The following is a 17,891-nucleotide window of genomic DNA, read 5'->3' as shown; positions in this document are numbered from 1 at the left end:
TAGCGCTTAATACCATCCGATAATATAGCAATAAGGATAACCCAATGAACCAGTATACCGTTTGCAAATTAGAAGATATCCTCCCTGAGACTGGTGTTTGTGCACTGATAGAGGACAAACAAGTGGCAATTTTTCGTACCAAAGGCAATAAGCTGTTCGCACTTGATAACTATGATCCCTTTAGTCAGGCCAACGTATTATCTAGAGGGTTAATTGGTGGTACTACTGTTATTAACGAGTCTGGAATTGATGAAGCTGTGCTGTATGTGGCCTCACCTATTTATAAGCAGCGCTTTAACCTTGCCACCGGTCAATGCTTGGATGATACAAGTGTCACTCTTACTACTTACCATGTTGAGCTTGATACCAGTCTTGAAAGTAATAATGTGGTGATAAAGTATGATCGGTTAGAAATGTCATCTGCAACACTATTAGAAATGGAAGTTGTTTGAGGTGTAGCCGTCTTTTTAGCAAATTGAAACATGTAATTTACATTAAGATACTGAATAAAAAATTGTACTGGCATAATATTGGCGGTAAATATATTTTACCTAATGCCATTAAAAGGATCATAAATCATGTCTGACAAGTCTACCAATACCAATAATGATAATATTAAAAATGCCTTAGAGTCTCTGGAGAGTGCAGCGACAACGCCTTCAAATGATGCAGTAACAGGCGTAGAAGTAGTAAAAGGCGATACTGTCGTTTATGAAGACGGTGATTTTGAAGATTACAATGCTGAAAAAGACTATGAGGTTGATGAAGAAACTATGGCTAGTAAGGATGATGAGTCCAATAAAGACGATCAAGATGATAGTTCTGATAAAGAAAACAAGTCGACTGAAGAAGACAAGCACGGCACGACGATAGCTAACATCTATCAATGGGCTGCTAAGCTCAAAGATGACTTTATTTCTGATAAAAAAGAAGTGAAATCTGACGAAGAGGATAAATCTGATTCTGAAAATGAGGACAAGCATGATGACAAGCATAGTGCGACGATAGCTAATATCTATCAATGGGCTGCTAAGCTTAAAGATGATTTTACGTCTGAAGCTTCCAATATGACACTTGACGTTTCTGAAAAAGCAGTTGCTATCATGCTTAATAGACTTTTAGATGCCAAAACTGCCGAGTTAGAAGCTTTCGATAAGAAAGTGGCAGACTCTGAAGGAGCGGTAGACAATGCAGAAGAAGAGCGTAGTAAGATTGCTGAGAAAAAAGACAAATATCAAGGTATGATTGATCAACTACAGGGCTAGTTAGTACTTTGAGTGATTGGTCTTATTGATCCAGTGTTAAGTATTTAACACTGGATTTTTTGTTTTTGGCTTGTCGTAAGCTCAACCAATTACGTAAACACGCCTATCGATTTCTGCTAGTATTATGCCACTACGTTACTAACCACTTATAATATGTAAGGTTAAGAGGATTTAACATGCGATTCAAATCATTCGTTCAAAAACTACATGAACGCAATCCTAAACTTGGCAAAGTCGCTTCGCTGACCACAGCAACAGGCGTTATTACTTTTAATAGTATGTTGGCAGGTCCTCCTGTATGGATTATGGGTGCAGCCAAAGCTGTTACTGGTGCAGCGATTGCTGATAAAGCGGTCATTGATGTGACCAATTATTGGATTAACAGCAATAACGCGATGATCGATAACATTCTGCCGGATAAAGACTGGCGTATCAGCCTACCTGACGATATCCATACCAAAGGCAAGTATCTACTGGTAAGCAATCACCAATCGTGGGTTGATACCAGTATCGTGCAATATATTAGTGAAAAGCGTTTGCCATTGACGCGATTTTTTACCAAGTTTGAGCTGATATATATTCCGGTCATTGGTCAAGCTTTCTATTTTCTCGATTTTCCAATGATGCGTCGACATTCTAAAGAGGCGATTGCGAAAAATCCTGCCTTAAAAGGCAAAGATATCGAAGAAGCAAAACGTGCCTGCGCACTCCTAAAAGACAAGCCTTTTACACTGTTAAATTATCTAGAAGGCACACGTTTTACCACCGAAAAACGGGACAAGCAGCACTCGCCCTATACGCATTTGCTTAAACCAAGAGCTGGTGGTTTATCGCTAGCGATTAGTGCGCTTGGTGAAGACATCGATGGTATTTTAGATATGACCATCGTCTATCCTGACGGTGTGCCGACATATGGCGACTTATGGAAAGGCAATATCAAGCGTTTGGGCGTCGATGTCAGACATATTAAGATGCCTGATGGCTTATTTGCCAGTGTCCAAAATGGCGGCTATGAGACTGATGAGGCGACAAAAGCAGAAATGTTTGATTGGGTTGAGCAAGTTTGGCAGCAAAAAGACCAGCTCATTACTAACATGCTGGCGGAATTTGAAAGTAAGCCCCCTGCCCTTGATGCTTAGCTAGCAAGCTTCTTAACTTAGTCTGTTTTATTTGCACATATATTGATCGTTCTATTGGTTTTTTAGCGCAAGCCAATAATAGCAGCCGTAAGTTGCTATTATTGTTTACCTCGTTAAACGACCATACCTTATATGTCGATAACAAAAGGAAAAGACAGTGCCACAAGCTCAGCCAATGTTTGAACCCGCCTCTAATCTTACAACAGAACAAAATACAGCACTAAAAACGCTTACGATGATAGGTTATCTAGAAGGCACCTCGTTTTTACTGTTGCTCTGCATCGCTATGCCACTAAAGTATATGATGGACATTCCAGAAGGCGTAAAATATATCGGTATGGCTCACGGCGGCTTATTCATCGCCTATATTGTTGTACTCATGGGCACGGCCGTCAAGATAAAAATGCCTATATGGGCGATCCCTGCCGGCGTGCTTGGCTCGTTCTTACCATTTGGTCCGTTCATATTTGACCATTGGTTAAAAAAGAGCCTAAAGAAAAGCAAGAAAGTTATTTAAGGCAAAGGTTTTCATGACGTTAATCATCTGTTTCACGATATAGCGTGTTTTGTGATTCTTCTCTAAAATCTTCGTATGTGATGGCAGGCTTTGATGTTGACGTACTAGCAGCTGCCTCATTATTCATCACGTTCGTTTCAGGCTTGGATATTGATGATTTGGCAGGGTAAGAATCACTGGGCACTTCAATAATAGCAGGTGGCGTATTAGCCTCTACCACAACATTTTTCTCAGTGGTGTTCATTTCAGTGTCAGTAGCTGTTTGTTTGGCGACCGGGCTTGTCTGAGTCGCGTTTTCATTAATAGGCTTGCCAGCTTCATTTAACGCTGTAGACGTAGTACCCGTGGACAAGAAACCAGTCGCAATTAACGTGAATACAGCACCAGAAATCATGAGTGAGCCAAGCACCATACCGATAATGAGCGGATTTTTACCACTCTTCTGCTTTTGTATTGATTTTACCGCTTTCTTTTTTTTCGATTTTTTGATGGGTAAGGTTATTAAAGATGCAGTGCTGATAGGTTCATCAATATAAGCGCTATCATTTACCTCAGTATCTTCATCTTTAACTGTAGAAGCTGCGTCATCAGTCGCCTCAGTTGTCATTAAAGAGTATATAACCTTCTCATCTTCATCAGAGAAGTCCAAATTTACCGATGTGCTCGCGTTATCAGATATCTGTAACCCTGCTATATTTTCCACATTATCTTGCTCTTGGCTGCCAAATAACTCCAGTTCTGCTGCACTTAGTGGCTCATAGGATGACAGCTTGTCAGCGTTTTTAAGCGGTTGTAATATGTACGGTTGAACAGGACTGTCCAGTAGACTTGCCCTAAGACCGGCATCAGTCTCATCATAAACATCAGTGGTGACAGATGGCTCGCTCTCATTTTCTGTACTTTCAATAGTACTTTCGATAGTCTCTGCACTTTCAACACGAGTGATATAACGCTCATAGATATTATGTTTACGATTACGCAGTCGGGGCTTCGTATTAGCGATTTTTGCTAAGTTTGCCTCTAGATCGGCGCTTTGCTTGTCTTTTTTGTCGCTCATGAAGTGATACCAAACCAGTTTATGCCACGAAACCGTGGATGACTGCTAGAATGAAGGAAAAAGTTTTTTAGTTTGCTAAAGTGTAACGCTATCGTTAACAAACAATATAGAGTGTCAACTCGTATGCTTCAAGCATAATTTTATAGTGCTGCGGTTATTGATATAAAATACAGTAGTATCCGCTTCATCAATCGACATGATATTACAGATAAATGAGCATAAAACATGGATTTAAAGCAGCTCAATGCGTTTATTGCCGTTGCCGAGCTTCGGAGCTTTAGCGCAGCCGCTACCAAAATCGGATTGTCACAGCCCAGTCTAAGCCGTTTGCTCAAGCAACTTGAGACAGACATGGGCGTGATGTTGGTTGATCGTTATCACAGACCGCTACATCTAACAGAAGCTGGCACATTCTTTTACGATAAAATCAGTACCATACTGACAGAGGTCGATACGGTTGTTGGTATGACTCAGCGCTTATCCACCCCGAGCAGCGCATTAAATATCGGTTTTGTACCCTCTATACTGTATGGGTTGCTACCTGAGATTATTGCCAGACTGAAGCAGTCCAATCCTGAGATTGACGTCAATCTAAAGGACATTAGCTCCTATCAGCAAATGGATGCGCTCAAATCTGGTGACATCGATATTGGTTTTGGACGCTTTGCCCATCAAGACCCTTGGATTCAGCAAATACTATTACGTCATGAGCGTTATGTCGTCGCCCTCCCCAAAGCCCATCCGCTTGCCAATGTACGCGAGCAACGCTTGATCGATTTGGCAAATAACCGCCTGATTCTCTATCATCAAACCCACTTGCCTGTATCTACGATGCCACAAACGGTATCAACCAAAGGGGTTCTTAAAACCTTGGGGCAGAATAAGAAAAATAATACGAGCCATCATCAGGTCTCTACTGTTGAGCAGATAACAGAGCCTTTACTATATTTATTTGCACAGTACGGCATCTCTCCATTTATGACCACCACCGTCAGTGACTTGCAAGTGGCACTCGGGTTAGTAGCGGCGGGCGAAGGCATCACCTTAGTACCTGCCAGCTTAAAAACGGTGCGTACGGAGCAGATCAGCTATCAGCGCCTCATTCACGAAAACGTCACCTCACCTATTTATCTGCATACACTTAAGGATTTTGTGCATCCTCATATTCCTGACTTATTGCGTGCGACTTATCATGTCTACGAGCAGCGCGGCATCACTTATCGCCGGCAAAAATTTGAATCTCAGCGCTAAATTATCATATATTGAGTCATTATTGTGGTATAAAGAAGCCCGAAAAATAGCCATGATAAATCTTGATATTTATATTTAATTATGCTAACTATCAGGAATAGCTATGCAAAAAATAAGTAATAATCATGTGAATAATCATTCTACTAAACCAGATTGGTGTGTTAAAGTCGATACAAGACAAATCGTTTTAAGAAACAGTACTCATAAACAGTATTAAGCGATGCGCTCATGATCATTGGCAAACTGACACAGGTAAGTGATGATTTGCTGTTTTAACCATTTCGAGGTAAGCATGACCACACAACCACTCAATAACCCAAGCGATACTCTCCCCGCGCAGCAAGAAGGCTTTAGCTGGCGAATCTTTGGTCCCGGTATTCTGATGGCGACTGCTGCTATTGGCGGCTCGCACCTGATTTCATCAACACAGGCTGGCGCGTTATATGGCTGGCAGCTGGCGATTATGATTATATTAGCCAACGTCTTTAAGTATCCGTTCTTCCGATTTGCCACCGATTATGTCTATGACACGGGCGAGAGCTTAATCGCAGGCTATGCCAAACGCTCAAAAACCTATCTCTGGATTTATTTTATCCTATCTATTTTATCGGCGGTAATTAGTACGGGGGCTGTGACCTTGCTTGCAGCAGTAATATTGGGCTTTATGCTGCCCGCATCTGTAGGACTATCAAGTATTGCCTTAGCTGTCATCATCGTTGCGGTATGTTGGTTTTTTCTAATTGCGGGTCACTACAAGTTGCTTGACGGCGTGACTAAGTGGATTATGATTGCGCTCGTATCCGCAACCGTGTTAGCGGTGATGATTGCTGCTGGTAAGCCGACTGTTATGGTTGCTGATTTTGTCCCTGCCTCTCCTTGGAACTTGGCGACTTTAGGATTTATTGTTGCATTGATGGGTTGGATGCCAGCCCCACTTGAGTTCGCTGCCATCACCTCGATGTGGACATCAGCGAAAAGAAAAGCTGACAATACCACTCATCGTCAGGGGTTACTGGATTTTAATGTAGGTTTCTTAGTCTCTGCTATTTTAGCCTTGTTCTTTTTAGCGTTGGGCGTTTTCGTACAATACGGCTCAGGTCAAGAGATTCAAACCGCAGGTGTCGCTTATATTGATCAGCTTATCAATATGTATACCGCCACTATCGGTGAATGGTCAAGATTACTGGTCGCCTTTGTCGCCTTTATGTGTATGTTTGGCACGACGATTACTTGTGCAGACGGTTACGGACGTGCCAATGCCGAATGCTGGCGCTTGCTAAAAGGTGAAGACGAGATTAACAAAAAGCAAATCGCCTTTTGGACCACTTATGCTATCGGTGGCGGCCTTTTGATTATTAGCTTCTTTGCAGGTCAATTAGGTACTATGCTGAAGTTTGCGATGATATCGGCATTTATATCCGCGCCTATATTTGGTTGGTTAAACTATTCGCTTGTGAAAAACCATACAAAACTATCAGCCGGTATGAACGCCTATTCGATTGCAAGTCTTATATTTTTAGGTGGCTTTACCTTATTATTCTTAGCCAACCTAGCTGGTATCCTTGGTTAAAAATAGCGGCTAGCTAGTCTAGATAATCATAGGTTCGATAAAGTAAAAGCCCTTTTAGCCCAACTAAGAGGGCTTTTTTGTGGACAACAATAAAACACTGATAGAAATAATTGTAACCAGATGTAAATATTTAATCGGAAGCAATGCAGTGTTTGATGCGTTATGAATACTAATAGACGCAAACCTCTAATTAATGGATACCATTATCCATAAAATGAATAATATTAATATTATTAACTTATGAATTTAATTTATATTAATAATTAAAGAAAAATCCTGCTTTGCAGCCAAGTATAATTGGGTATAATCAAGCACAACGATTGAATCGTGCATGACAACGACAAGATCCTCCCTCTACGTAAGGAATACGACATGACACCATCAGCTGGCGCTCGCTTTCGCAGTGCAATGAAACAAAAAAATCATAACAACCAACCGCTACAGATTGCAGGCGCGATTAACGCTTATACCGCTATGATGGCAACCCAAGTCGGTCATCAAGCCTTGTATCTCTCTGGTGCTGGCGTGGCCAATGCCTCATTTGGCTTGCCAGATTTGGGTATGACTAGCCTTGATAACGTCTTAGAAGATGCACGCCGTATTACCGATGCGGTTGATACGCCATTACTCGTCGATATTGATACCGGTTTCGGTGGTGCATTTAATATCGCTCAAACCATCCGTAAAATGGAAAAAGCCGGTGTGGCGGCGGTACATATTGAAGACCAAGTCGCCCAAAAGCGCTGTGGTCATCGTCCAAATAAAGAAATCGTTAGTATCTCAGAAATGGTTGATCGCCTAAAAGCGGCACTTGATGCCAAAGTAGATAGTGATTTCGTCGTTATGGCGCGTACCGATGCCCTATCTGTTGAAGGTCTTGATGCGGCGGTTGAGCGCGCGGTTGCGTTTCAAGAAGCGGGCGCTGATATGATTTTTGCAGAAGCACTAACGGATATTGAGATGTACCGTAAGTTTACCGACGTGCTTGATATCCCAGTCCTCGCCAACATGACTGAATTTGGTCAGACTGACCTTTATACTACTGAGCAGTTGTATGCGGTAGGTGTTGATATGGTGCTTTATCCATTATCAGCTTTCCGTGCGATGAACAAAGCAGCATTAAACGTTTATCAGCATCTACTCAATGATGGCACGCAAGACAAAGTCGTCGACACCATGCAGACCCGTATGGAGCTGTATGACTTCTTAAACTATCATGAGTTTGAACAAACGCTAGACAAGTTATTTGCAGATAGTAAGTAGTTTTAGCGGTTAAAAGCGTTGGTTTTCCTATCAATGAGGATGTCAACGCAGTATTTGATATTTGCAGTACCTTTATATTTTATCAACCAAAAGCTACCAACAAAAGGAATTTATCATGGCAGCACAGAAAGAACTTTCAGGCGCAGGTCTACGTGGTCAAGTCGCAGGCAAAACGTCATTATCAACGGTCGGTAAGTCAGGCTCAGGTTTGACTTATCGCGGCTATGACGTCTCAGAATTGGCGGACAAATGCATCTTTGAGGAAGTGGCTTATATGTTGCTATACGGCAACTTGCCGACCCAAAGCGAGCTTGATGCTTATCAAACTAAATTGAAAGGTTTACGTGGCTTACCACAAGCATTAAAAGATGTCCTTGAGCGTATTCCTGCCAGCGCGCACCCAATGGATGTCTTACGTACCGGTTGCTCGATGCTTGGTAACCTTGAGATGGAAACTGACTTCTCACAAGAGAACGATAAAACCGACCGTATGCTGGCGGTTTTCCCATCAATCATCAATTACTGGTATCGCTTTAGCCACGACAATGTGCGCATCGAAACTGAAACCGATGATGACACCATTGGTGGTCATTTCTTACATCTACTAAAAGGTGAAAAACCAAACGAGCTCCATACCAAAGTAATGAACGTATCATTAATCTTGTATGCAGAGCATGAGTTTAATGCTTCGACCTTTACCGCTCGCGTGTGTGCCTCTACCTTATCTGATATCCATTCTTGTATCACTGGCGCAATTGGCTCGCTACGCGGTCATTTACATGGCGGTGCGAACGAGGCAGCAATGGATATGATTGAAGGCTTTAGCTCTCCTGATGAAGCTGAAACTGAGATGATGGCCATGCTGGCACGTAAAGACAAAATCATGGGCTTTGGTCATGCTATCTACAGTGAGTCTGATCCACGTAACGTGGTTATTAAAGAGTGGGCTGAAAAACTGGCCGCTGATGTGGGCGACACCGTACTCTACCCTGTGTCAGTACGCTGTGAAGAAGTGATGTGGCGCGAGAAAAAACTGTTCTGTAATGCTGATTTTTTCCATGCCTCAGCCTATCACTTCATGGGTATTCCGACCAAACTGTTCACGCCAATTTTTGTCTGCTCACGCCTTACAGGCTGGGCGTCACACGTATTTGAGCAACGTGCGAATAACCGCATCATTCGCCCAAGTGCTGAATATACTGGCGAAGAGTTGCGTTCAGTACCAGAGATGAGCGCGCGTTAACCTCTCTTACTCGTTATCGAGCATAAGCGCTTATGCTCGATAACAGATTTAACTGCTAAATTTTGAATATAGTTAGCAGTTAAATCTTTCCTTAATAACCTCAATTTTTTTAGCAAAGCCTACTTCTCATATCAGTGATGATTTTGCTAAAAGAATACTTTCTTTGCAACTAAATCAAACTCCAACCAGCCAACCGCCAAAGGTGACTTATGGACAACGCCCTCGTACAACCCATGAACGATAACTTCAAAAAACCGCTTCCCGATACAGAGCTTTATTACTTTGACACACGCGCAGCCATTGAAAATATTAAAGCGGGCGCGTATGACAAACTACCGTTTTGCTCAAAAGTATTGTGTGAAAACTTGGTACGTCGTTGCCCACCTGAGGATTTGACCGCAGCGCTAAAACAGCATATCGAAGGCAAGCAAGATCTTGACTTTCCTTGGTATCCTGCCCGCGTCGTATGTCATGATATCTTGGGTCAGACTGCCTTTGTTGATTTGGCAGGCTTGCGTGATGCCATCGCCGAGCAAGGCGGCGATCCGTCTAAAGTCAATCCTATCGTACCAACCCAGCTCATTGTTGACCATTCACTAGCCGTTGAACACGCAGGCTTTGAAGAAAACGCCTTTGAGAAAAACCGTGCCATCGAAGAGCGCCGTAACGATGACCGTTTTCACTTTATCAACTGGTGTCAGTATGCCTTTGATAACGTCAACGTCGTACCGCCTGGTAACGGCATCATGCATCAAATTAACCTAGAGAAAATGTCACCTGTTGTGCAAGTAGTAAAGAATAAAGCCGGTGAACAAGTCGCTTTTGCTGATACCTTGGTTGGTACCGATAGCCATACGCCAATGGTTGATGCCTTGGGTGTTATCTCAATCGGTGTGGGCGGGCTTGAAGCCGAAAGCGTCATGTTAGGCAATCCCTCTTATATGCGCTTACCGGATTATGTTGGGGTAAAGCTTACCGGAAAATTGCAAAAAGGCATTACCGGCACCGATTTAGTGCTCGCTATGACCGAGTTCTTACGTAATGCTGGTGTGGTATCCACTTATATAGAATTCTTTGGTGAAGGTGCGCGCCAATTAAGTGTCGGTGACCGTGCGTCTATCTCAAACATGACGCCAGAATATGGCGCAACCGCGGCGATGTTCTATATTGATGAGCAAACCATCGACTATCTACGCCTCACCGGTCGTAGTGAAGCGCAAATAAAATTGGTTGAGCAATATGCCAAGCAGACAGGTCTATGGGCTGATGGCATGGAAAATGCGGAATACGCGCGGGTGCTTGAGTTTGATTTGTCTGCAGTCGTCCGTAATATGGCAGGCCCATCGCGCCCCCATGCGCGTGTCTCCACCACGGATTTGGTTGCCAAAGGCATCGCTCATGGCGCTGATGAAAAGTTGCCGGAACCAAAAGATGGCTTGATGCCAGATGGTGCAGTGATTATCGCGGCTATTACCAGTTGTACCAATACCTCAAACCCACGTAACATGGTAGCAGCAGGTCTCGTCGCTCGTAATGCCAATGCCAAAGGCTTATTGCGTAAGCCTTGGGTAAAATCCTCACTCGCACCAGGTTCGAAAACCGTAAAAATGTACCTAGAAGAAGCAGGACTCATGCCTGAGCTACAAGAAATCGGCTTTGATGTGGTTGGCTTTGCTTGTACTACGTGTAATGGCATGAGCGGTGCGCTCGACCCTGATATTGAAAAAGAAATCATCGACCGTGATTTATTTACCACGGCGGTATTATCTGGCAACCGTAACTTTGACGGTCGTATCCATCCGTATGCCAAGCAAGCATTTTTGGCATCGCCGCCACTGGTTATTGCTTATGCTATCGCTGGTAATATCCGTTTTGATATTGAAAAAGATTCGTTGGGCAAAGACCAAAACGGTAATGATGTTTATCTAAAAGACATCTGGTTCGATGATGACGAAGTTGATGCCATTGTTGCCAAAGCGGTGAAGCCTGAGCAGTTTAATGCCGTGTATATCCCGATGTTTGATGAAGCGAAAAAAGACACCGGAAAAGCGCTAAGTCCACTATATAACTGGCGCGAGCAGACCACTTATATCCGTCGTCCGCCGTATTGGGAAGGCAAAATGGCAGCGATGAATAAGCTAAAAGGTATGCGTCCACTGGCGGTATTGGGTGATAACATCACTACTGACCATTTATCACCATCTAATGCGATTTTGGGTGACTCTGCTGCTGGCGAGTACCTTGATACCATGGGTTTACCAAGCGAGGACTATAACTCTTATGCAACCCATCGCGGCGACCATTTAACGGCTCAGCGTGCGACCTTTGCCAATCCGAAGTTACTCAACGAGATGGTACGCGATGGCATTGATAGTAAAAGCGGCGAAATCATTCAAGGCTCGCTGGCTCGTGTGGAGCCACAAGGTCAAGTCATGCGTATGTGGGAAGCCATCGAAACCTATATGAACCGCGAACAGCCACTTATCATCATCGCAGGTGATGGCTATGGTCAAGGCTCAAGCCGTGACTGGGCTGCCAAAGGCGTTCGTCTTGCTGGCGTGGAAGTGGTCGTCGCAGAAGACTTTGAACGGATTCATCGTCAAAACTTAGTCGGTATGGGTGCGCTACCTTTGCAGTTTGAAAAAGGTACGACTCGTAACACACTAAATATAGATGGCACAGAAGTCTTTGATGTCACAGGCGAAGTTTCTGCTGGCGGCATGATGACGCTGGTGATTAACCGTGCTGATGGTACCACGACTGAGACGCCTATCATCTGCCGTTTAGATACCGCTGATGAGGTGAAAATGTACAACGCTGGCGGTATGCTACAGCGCTTTGCCAAAGAGTTTATCGATGGCACGTTGGATATCGCGTAGGTGTGATGATTTTTGAATAATGAAAGAGCCGATGTTGTATAGAGTGTCTATATGACATCGGCTCTTTTGTTGATAGTGACGGATATTTGTATGATAATTTATAGAAGTTATTATTAAGAGAAAGTCTATGAAAACTCTCTATTTTTCAGAAACTAAAAAGAATTTTAGAGCAGTCTTAGATGCCGTTATTGACGATGCTGATGTGGTAATTATCAGTCGTAAAAATGACAGGGGCGCGGTGATCATGTCGCTTGCTCATTATAACGGTTTGATGGAAACGCTTTATTTGTTAAAGTCGCCTGCTAATGTAGCTCATCTAGAGACGTCTATCGCACAGTATCGAAATGATCAGATTCAGAAGAATATCCATGCTAAAGTATCAATTTAACATCACGATAAAAGTTTTCGTGTGCCCCTATCATCAATAAAGTCAAAACCAGCTCACCATCATCAATTTGATAGGCTAATAGGGTTAACTGCTTTACCATCTTAAACTTGTAAACACGTACAGAAGATAAATCACCAGCTTTTTGTATACCTAGAGTAGGATTGTCAGCAATGGCACGTACAGCGTCATCTAAATCAGATTTTTGATTTTTGTGTAATTTTTTAACGGCCTTTTTGAAGCTATGTGATTGGACGATACTTAAAGATGATTTCATTATTTTCTCAACACAAACTATCCAAATTCGAAAGGCTCAACCATAGCAGCATCGGCTTCTGCTTTGGCAATTAATAACTGGCGCACAAATTCGTAGGATAGGTCAGGATTATCTTCCATAATTTGGCCGATAGTTGCCCAATGTTCAATTTGCTTCGGCGGGGTACGATGTTGGGCTTTTGCAATTGCATGTGCTTTATCAACTAACGATTGATCAAGTCGGATACTGGCTGTTGCCATGATATTCTCCTAAATAGGTTAAAACTCAATAAGTTATACTGTTGTGGCATTTTACCACAATTATTAAATATCGTCGAATTTCATTCTAATAATTTTAAAAGGACTTTCTATAATGACCAAATCAAATCAACCTTTCGCCCCGCAAATCTCCATTCCCGCCACCTATATGCGTGGTGGCACATCAAAAGGTACTTTCTTTAAATTATCCGACTTACCAGAGCGTTGCCAAGTTGCAGGGGATGCGCGGGATAACTTTCTACTACGTGTGATCGGTAGCCCTGACCCTTATGGTAAGCAAATCGATGGTTTAGGCAATGGCAGCTCTAGCACCTCTAAGACAGTGATTCTTTCAAAGTCTGACAAGGCAGATCACGATGTCAATTATCTGTTTGGGCAGGTCAATATCGCTAAGCCAATGATTGACTGGGCGGGCAACTGTGGCAACTTAACCGCTGCCGTTGGTGCCTGTGCCATTAATATGGGTCTAGTTGATGCTAACAAGATTGCTAATAGTATCGATGAAGATACTGAAAGCGGTATTTGTGAAGTACGCATTTGGCAAGAGAATATCAGTAAAACCATTATTGCCCATGTGCCTGTGTATCAAGATGTGCAAGGTAAGGTACAAGTGCAAGAAACCGGTGATTTTGAATTAGACGGTGTGACCTTCCCCGCCGCTGAGGTCAAAATTGAATTTATTGATCCGGTTGATTCCTCAAGCGATATGTTCCCCACTGGCAATTTAATCGATGACTTTGATGTGACAGGCTGTGGTCTAAAAACCGATAGTATCAAGGCCACCTTTATTAGCGCAGGCATTCCCACTATTTTTATGCGGTCAGAAGATTTGGGCTTTACCGGTATCGAGCTACAAGGTGATATCAATAGCGATAGCGAGCTACTTACCAAGCTTGAGACAATCCGTGCCAAAGGTGGCGTTGCGATGGGCGTGTTCCAAGATATAGCTGAGGCACAAACCAGCCAACACATTCCTAAGCTTGCTTGGGTCGCGCCTGCGCAAAGCTATACTGCTTCTAGTGGCAAGTCAGTTGAGGCAGCAGACATTGATTTGGTCGTGCGTGCCATGAGCATGGGACAATTGCATCACGCCATGATGGGCACAGCAGCCGTCGCCATTGCCGCAGCCGCAACGACTCAAGGAACGCTTGTGAATCAAGCGGCTGGTGGTCAGGCATTAAATGAAGTACGTTTCGGTCATCCATCTGGCACATTGCTAGTAGGCGGAAAGACAGAACTGATTGATGGGCGCTGGCAAGCCAAAAAAGTCTCGATGAGTCGCTCAGCACGTCGTATCATGATAGGTGAGGTTTTTATACCCGCAGATGCCTTTTAAACTTCAAATAGGTTTTTATGCCAACGTCTCCCCAACCCCGCCGCGTACAGTTAGACAAAAAGTCTCCCGTCGAAAAAAAAGAGCGGCGGGCCTTGCTGTGGAATATTTTAAAAAAGCTGGCAGTATTTGCCGCGCCTTATAAAACCTTAATTGTCGCCACTTTAATATTAACAGTGCTTGGTTCCTTTACCGCTCAGGTCAACGCCTTTGTACTGCGTTATACCGTTGATACCTTGACTGAAATTGCTACGCTTGCCGAGCCTTGGGAAGCAGGTCTACGTATGCTCGGCATTATCAGTGCGGTACTCTTAAGCAAAGAGATATTGTCGATATTCATCTCTTTTGGACAGCGCTTCTTTGGTGAAAAAATTCGTATCAATCTCTCTCGTGATTTATCACAAAAAATCATTGAGCGCATCTTAACCTATCGCATGGCGTTTTATACCAGTAGTGAAAACGACAGCGGCAAGCTGCAAACTCGTATCGATTACGGTGTGAGCAGTCTGACGACCTTGGTGCAAAACTTCTTTATCGATATGCTACCGCTATTTGCCAGTGCGCTTGTCTCGCTGATTATTATGTTTTCGACCAATTTTTGGATAGGCTTGGTTGGTCTGATCATCATCCCGATTTACTTTTTTATCAGTCAAAAACAAGCAAGGCGATTACAAGGGTTCCGCCGGCAGATGCGTGGCTTTAGAGAAGCCAAAAGCGGGATGGTTATCTCGCTGATTAATTCTATCAGTGTGGTAAAGTCCTTTGTCCGTGAGTCTATCGAGGCGGAGAAGCATTTACAGATTCAAAAAGGCATGACCGATAATCAGCTGCGTATTCGTAGCATTGGTTTTATTTATGACGCGGTAAAAACCTTTATCGAGCAAATCGGCGTGGTGGTGATTATTTTACTGACCGCCTACTTTGTATTAAAAGGTCAAATGACCATTGGTATGATTTTATTCCACGTCATGCTGTTTCAGAATGTCGCCGCTCCTATCCGCCAATTACATCGTATTTATGATCAAATCAACAATGCGCTAACCTATGCCGAAGGATTTTTTGAGATTTTAGAAGATGAAAGCCAAGTTGAAAACATCACTGGCAGAAGCAGTAAAGATTTAAAAGGTCACATTGAATTAAAAAACGTTGACTTCACTTATCCCAATGGCACCCAAGCGCTAAAGGATGTCAGCTTTACCATCAAACCCAATCGTATTACTGCACTGGTGGGCCTCTCTGGTGCAGGAAAGAGTACCATTATCAGCTTATTGGTAAAATTTTACGCGCCAGATAGCGGCAAGATATATTTAGATGGGCATAATTTAGCCGATTGTGATACTCATGAGTTACGTCAAAATATCGGGCTGGTACTACAAAGCAATCATATTTTCTCAGGTACAATTGGCGAAAATATCCGTTATGGTGATATGAGTGCTAGTGACGATGATATTGTGATTGCAGCAAAAAAAGCCTCTATTCATGAGCAAATCATGTCATTATCCAAAGGCTATGAGAGTACCGCAAAATCCCTATCAGGTGGACAGCAGCAACGTATTGCGCTGGCAAGAATGTTTTTAAAGGATCCGCCTATTGTGTTTTTGGATGAACCAACGGCCAGCCTTGATGCTATTGCCAGTCAACAGGTCAAAAAAAGCTTAGATCTGATTAAGAAAGACCGTACTGTGATTATGGTGTCGCACAATATTGCCCAAATCATTGATGCCGATGACTTAGTGGTGATAGAAAATGGACGTGTGGTTGAGACAGGCACACACGAAGCGCTATATGAACAGCGCGGCAAGTACTTTGAGATATTCAGCGCCATGTCAGATAGTCTGAACTTAGATAAAATCAGTCAAACCTTGAATAGTTAATGTGGGGCGAAATCGTTATAATGCTCATTCTTTAATGCATCCTATTTTTGATTATCCTTTCAATCGTTAGAAGCTGTGTGATTATGACTTGTGAAATTTCGATAAAAACCTTTGATGAATTAACCTCCGTTGATCTGTATCATATTTTAAAAGCGCGCTCGCAAGTGTTTGTGGTTGAGCAAAATTGCCCTTATCAAGACATGGATGAGGTAGACTTTGATTGCTTACATCTGGTTGCGCACCAAAACGAGCAGCTGATTGGCTATTGCCGCATCATTCCGCCTGTTTTTAATACCAAAAAATCCGCCGTCACCCCGTCAGGTCCTATCCCATCGATTGGTAGAGTGCTTGTATTAGCAGCACATCGCGGTGACGGTATCGCCCGCCAAATGATGCTAGAGGCTATCAAATATTGCCGTAAAAAATACGGTAAAAAACCCATTATCATCTCAGCCCAGACTTATCTACTAAACTTTTACCAATCTCTTGGATTTATCCCTGAAGGCGAGCATTATTTTGAAGACGGTATCGAGCATGTCATCATGGTGCTACCTATTATTAAAAAGGTAAAAGCAAAAAGAGAAAGCTCAGGGACGACAGGCAGTATTCTTAGCTTTTTGCTATTGATATTAGCAGTGTTGTTTATTATTGGTTTGCTGTATTTGATGGTCTAAACCATGGTTCCCTGCAAGGCAAGTCTTACACTATTCACTGTGGTTCGATTGTGAGTATGATATTTTTGATAGCAGGTTTATTGACTAAAACCTACCACGGTATCGATTCCCCTGCCCAATCTACAAAACTGCCCGATTGGGTCGCATTCATCTTACTAAGTACCTCAAGCAAGCATTCAGCACTGTAGGCTGGCGAGAACAACTGCCCATCAGCCACATTCGCTTGGAACGGTTCTGATAGCTGGGTATTGACGGTGCCCGGCTGCATCACCACCACACAGACGTCTTTAAGAGAGCGACTCCATTCAATACTCAGATTTTTCATACCCATATTAAGTGCCGCCTTGCTCATGCGGTAGCTGTACCAACCGCCAAGCTGATTATCACCGATACTACCTACCCTTGCCGATATGGTCGCAAAAATTGCTGGCTTGTCATTACTGCGCTCAGCTTTTGCTAATAGCGGTTTGATATGTTTGGCAATGAGCAGGCTTGCCAACGCATTAACCTGCATATTCTCCAAAAAAAACTCACTTTCAATCTGCTGTAGTGATTTTTCTGGCTGACGCGTCTTGGTATGCAGTAGTCCAGCGCAATTAATCACCCAATCTATATGTGTGGTTTGCTGCTTGATCGTATCAGCTGCTTGTTTGATACTTTGCTCGTAACAGATATCCATCGCTATCCAATATAGATTGTCTGCTTCAAAATCAGGCACGCTTTTATGATATGTGGCAAAGACACGGATGTCAGTATTGGTGTGCATATCATTATTCGTAAGGGTGCTGGCATGTTCATTGGTAGCAGTCTGTACCAGTTGCTCAATCATGGCTTTACCGATACCGCCTGTACCACCGATGATAAAATAATTTTTAGTATTCATAAGGCGTCCATCCTTGTGAGTATT

17 protein-coding genes are annotated in these 17,891 nt (G+C 43.1%); 13 read left to right on the top strand and 4 right to left on the bottom strand.

Annotation, left to right across the window (positions count from 1 at the left end; translation table 11 throughout):
* Positions 1–44 precede the first annotated feature (44 nt).
* The 4 genes from nirD (at position 45) to AC0J5Y_RS06530 (ending at position 2,921) form a co-directional block, all read left to right on the top strand.
* On the top strand, positions 45–452 hold the full coding sequence (gene nirD / locus AC0J5Y_RS06545) for a nitrite reductase small subunit NirD (RefSeq protein WP_475129942.1): 408 nt from the start codon (positions 45–47) through the stop codon (positions 450–452).
* 126 nt (positions 453–578) lie between these two features.
* Positions 579–1,265 carry a hypothetical protein gene (locus AC0J5Y_RS06540; RefSeq protein ID WP_475129941.1) on the top strand — a complete coding sequence of 229 codons (687 nt, stop codon included), beginning with the start codon at positions 579–581 and terminating at the stop codon, positions 1,263–1,265.
* Positions 1,266–1,441: 176 nt separating this feature from the next.
* Positions 1,442–2,404: an acyltransferase gene (locus tag AC0J5Y_RS06535; RefSeq protein WP_475129940.1), complete on the top strand. Its 963-nt coding sequence runs from the start codon at positions 1,442–1,444 to the stop codon at positions 2,402–2,404.
* 175 nt (positions 2,405–2,579) lie between these two features.
* Positions 2,580–2,921, top strand: a complete 342-nt coding sequence (locus AC0J5Y_RS06530; protein ID WP_149408271.1) for a DUF3817 domain-containing protein — start codon at positions 2,580–2,582, stop codon at positions 2,919–2,921.
* A gap of 19 nt (positions 2,922–2,940) precedes the next feature.
* Here AC0J5Y_RS06530 and AC0J5Y_RS06525 read toward each other — a convergent pair whose 3' ends face one another.
* Positions 2,941–3,978 carry a hypothetical protein gene (locus tag AC0J5Y_RS06525; protein ID WP_475129939.1) on the bottom strand — a complete coding sequence of 346 codons (1,038 nt, stop codon included), beginning with the start codon at positions 3,976–3,978 and terminating at the stop codon, positions 2,941–2,943.
* Between the two features lie 225 nt (positions 3,979–4,203).
* Between AC0J5Y_RS06525 and AC0J5Y_RS06520 the strand changes: the two genes are divergently transcribed.
* The 6 genes from AC0J5Y_RS06520 to AC0J5Y_RS06495 all read left to right on the top strand — a co-directional run bounded on the left by AC0J5Y_RS06520 (position 4,204) and on the right by AC0J5Y_RS06495 (position 12,572).
* Complete coding sequence (locus AC0J5Y_RS06520) at positions 4,204–5,229, top strand: LysR family transcriptional regulator (protein WP_475129938.1); 1,026 nt, start codon at positions 4,204–4,206, stop codon at positions 5,227–5,229.
* A gap of 292 nt (positions 5,230–5,521) precedes the next feature.
* A complete protein-coding gene (locus AC0J5Y_RS06515; RefSeq protein WP_475129937.1) occupies positions 5,522–6,799 on the top strand; it encodes an NRAMP family divalent metal transporter in 1,278 nt (425 codons plus the stop codon).
* Between the two features lie 372 nt (positions 6,800–7,171).
* Positions 7,172–8,062 carry a methylisocitrate lyase gene (gene prpB, locus AC0J5Y_RS06510; RefSeq protein WP_475129936.1) on the top strand — a complete coding sequence of 297 codons (891 nt, stop codon included), beginning with the start codon at positions 7,172–7,174 and terminating at the stop codon, positions 8,060–8,062.
* 115 nt (positions 8,063–8,177) lie between these two features.
* Positions 8,178–9,305 (top strand): bifunctional 2-methylcitrate synthase/citrate synthase, encoded by a 1,128-nt coding sequence (prpC, locus tag AC0J5Y_RS06505; RefSeq protein ID WP_475129935.1) that lies wholly within the window; start codon positions 8,178–8,180, stop codon positions 9,303–9,305.
* 233 nt (positions 9,306–9,538) lie between these two features.
* Positions 9,539–12,184: a Fe/S-dependent 2-methylisocitrate dehydratase AcnD gene (gene acnD, locus AC0J5Y_RS06500; protein WP_475132111.1), complete on the top strand. Its 2,646-nt coding sequence runs from the start codon at positions 9,539–9,541 to the stop codon at positions 12,182–12,184.
* Between the two features lie 127 nt (positions 12,185–12,311).
* Positions 12,312–12,572, top strand: coding sequence for a type II toxin-antitoxin system Phd/YefM family antitoxin (locus AC0J5Y_RS06495; RefSeq protein ID WP_475129934.1), 261 nt, complete (start codon positions 12,312–12,314; stop codon positions 12,570–12,572).
* Here the strand turns inward: AC0J5Y_RS06495 and AC0J5Y_RS06490 are convergent.
* On the bottom strand, positions 12,556–12,846 hold the full coding sequence (locus AC0J5Y_RS06490) for a type II toxin-antitoxin system RelE/ParE family toxin (RefSeq protein WP_475129933.1): 291 nt from the start codon (positions 12,844–12,846) through the stop codon (positions 12,556–12,558). The genes AC0J5Y_RS06495 and AC0J5Y_RS06490 overlap by 17 nt on opposite strands.
* A 17-nt stretch (positions 12,847–12,863) precedes the next feature.
* Positions 12,864–13,085 (bottom strand): TA system antitoxin ParD family protein, encoded by a 222-nt coding sequence (locus tag AC0J5Y_RS06485; protein ID WP_475129932.1) that lies wholly within the window; start codon positions 13,083–13,085, stop codon positions 12,864–12,866.
* Between the two features lie 112 nt (positions 13,086–13,197).
* Between AC0J5Y_RS06485 and prpF the strand changes: the two genes are divergently transcribed.
* From prpF to AC0J5Y_RS06470, 3 genes are all read left to right on the top strand, one after another.
* Positions 13,198–14,439, top strand: coding sequence for a 2-methylaconitate cis-trans isomerase PrpF (prpF, locus tag AC0J5Y_RS06480; RefSeq protein WP_475129931.1), 1,242 nt, complete (start codon positions 13,198–13,200; stop codon positions 14,437–14,439).
* Between the two features lie 17 nt (positions 14,440–14,456).
* Positions 14,457–16,310: an ABC transporter ATP-binding protein gene (locus AC0J5Y_RS06475; RefSeq protein WP_475129930.1), complete on the top strand. Its 1,854-nt coding sequence runs from the start codon at positions 14,457–14,459 to the stop codon at positions 16,308–16,310.
* Between the two features lie 83 nt (positions 16,311–16,393).
* Positions 16,394–16,984 carry a GNAT family N-acetyltransferase gene (locus tag AC0J5Y_RS06470; protein ID WP_475129929.1) on the top strand — a complete coding sequence of 197 codons (591 nt, stop codon included), beginning with the start codon at positions 16,394–16,396 and terminating at the stop codon, positions 16,982–16,984.
* Between the two features lie 91 nt (positions 16,985–17,075).
* Here AC0J5Y_RS06470 and AC0J5Y_RS06465 read toward each other — a convergent pair whose 3' ends face one another.
* Entirely contained in the window at positions 17,076–17,867 is a 792-nt protein-coding gene (locus AC0J5Y_RS06465; RefSeq protein ID WP_475129928.1) for an SDR family oxidoreductase, read from the bottom strand.
* Between the last annotated feature and the right edge of the window lie 24 nt (positions 17,868–17,891).

This window comes from Psychrobacter sp. TS_SC_6, assembly GCF_056156305.1.
The sequence above is the reverse complement of the archived record's forward strand: the minus strand, read 5'-3'. Positions and strand labels throughout refer to the sequence as shown.

Coding starts and splice junctions, on each gene's coding strand:
- nirD (WP_475129942.1), top strand. CDS start 45: ATGAACCAGTATACCGTTTGCAAATTAGAAGATATCCTCCCTGAGACT.
- AC0J5Y_RS06540 (WP_475129941.1), top strand. CDS start 579: ATGTCTGACAAGTCTACCAATACCAATAATGATAATATTAAAAATGCC.
- AC0J5Y_RS06535 (WP_475129940.1), top strand. CDS start 1,442: ATGCGATTCAAATCATTCGTTCAAAAACTACATGAACGCAATCCTAAA.
- AC0J5Y_RS06530 (WP_149408271.1), top strand. CDS start 2,580: ATGTTTGAACCCGCCTCTAATCTTACAACAGAACAAAATACAGCACTA.
- AC0J5Y_RS06525 (WP_475129939.1), bottom strand. CDS start 3,978: ATGAGCGACAAAAAAGACAAGCAAAGCGCCGATCTAGAGGCAAACTTA.
- AC0J5Y_RS06520 (WP_475129938.1), top strand. CDS start 4,204: ATGGATTTAAAGCAGCTCAATGCGTTTATTGCCGTTGCCGAGCTTCGG.
- AC0J5Y_RS06515 (WP_475129937.1), top strand. CDS start 5,522: ATGACCACACAACCACTCAATAACCCAAGCGATACTCTCCCCGCGCAG.
- prpB (WP_475129936.1), top strand. CDS start 7,172: ATGACACCATCAGCTGGCGCTCGCTTTCGCAGTGCAATGAAACAAAAA.
- prpC (WP_475129935.1), top strand. CDS start 8,178: ATGGCAGCACAGAAAGAACTTTCAGGCGCAGGTCTACGTGGTCAAGTC.
- acnD (WP_475132111.1), top strand. CDS start 9,539: ATGAACGATAACTTCAAAAAACCGCTTCCCGATACAGAGCTTTATTAC.
- AC0J5Y_RS06495 (WP_475129934.1), top strand. CDS start 12,312: ATGAAAACTCTCTATTTTTCAGAAACTAAAAAGAATTTTAGAGCAGTC.
- AC0J5Y_RS06490 (WP_475129933.1), bottom strand. CDS start 12,846: ATGAAATCATCTTTAAGTATCGTCCAATCACATAGCTTCAAAAAGGCC.
- AC0J5Y_RS06485 (WP_475129932.1), bottom strand. CDS start 13,085: ATGGCAACAGCCAGTATCCGACTTGATCAATCGTTAGTTGATAAAGCA.
- prpF (WP_475129931.1), top strand. CDS start 13,198: ATGACCAAATCAAATCAACCTTTCGCCCCGCAAATCTCCATTCCCGCC.
- AC0J5Y_RS06475 (WP_475129930.1), top strand. CDS start 14,457: ATGCCAACGTCTCCCCAACCCCGCCGCGTACAGTTAGACAAAAAGTCT.
- AC0J5Y_RS06470 (WP_475129929.1), top strand. CDS start 16,394: ATGACTTGTGAAATTTCGATAAAAACCTTTGATGAATTAACCTCCGTT.
- AC0J5Y_RS06465 (WP_475129928.1), bottom strand. CDS start 17,867: ATGAATACTAAAAATTATTTTATCATCGGTGGTACAGGCGGTATCGGT.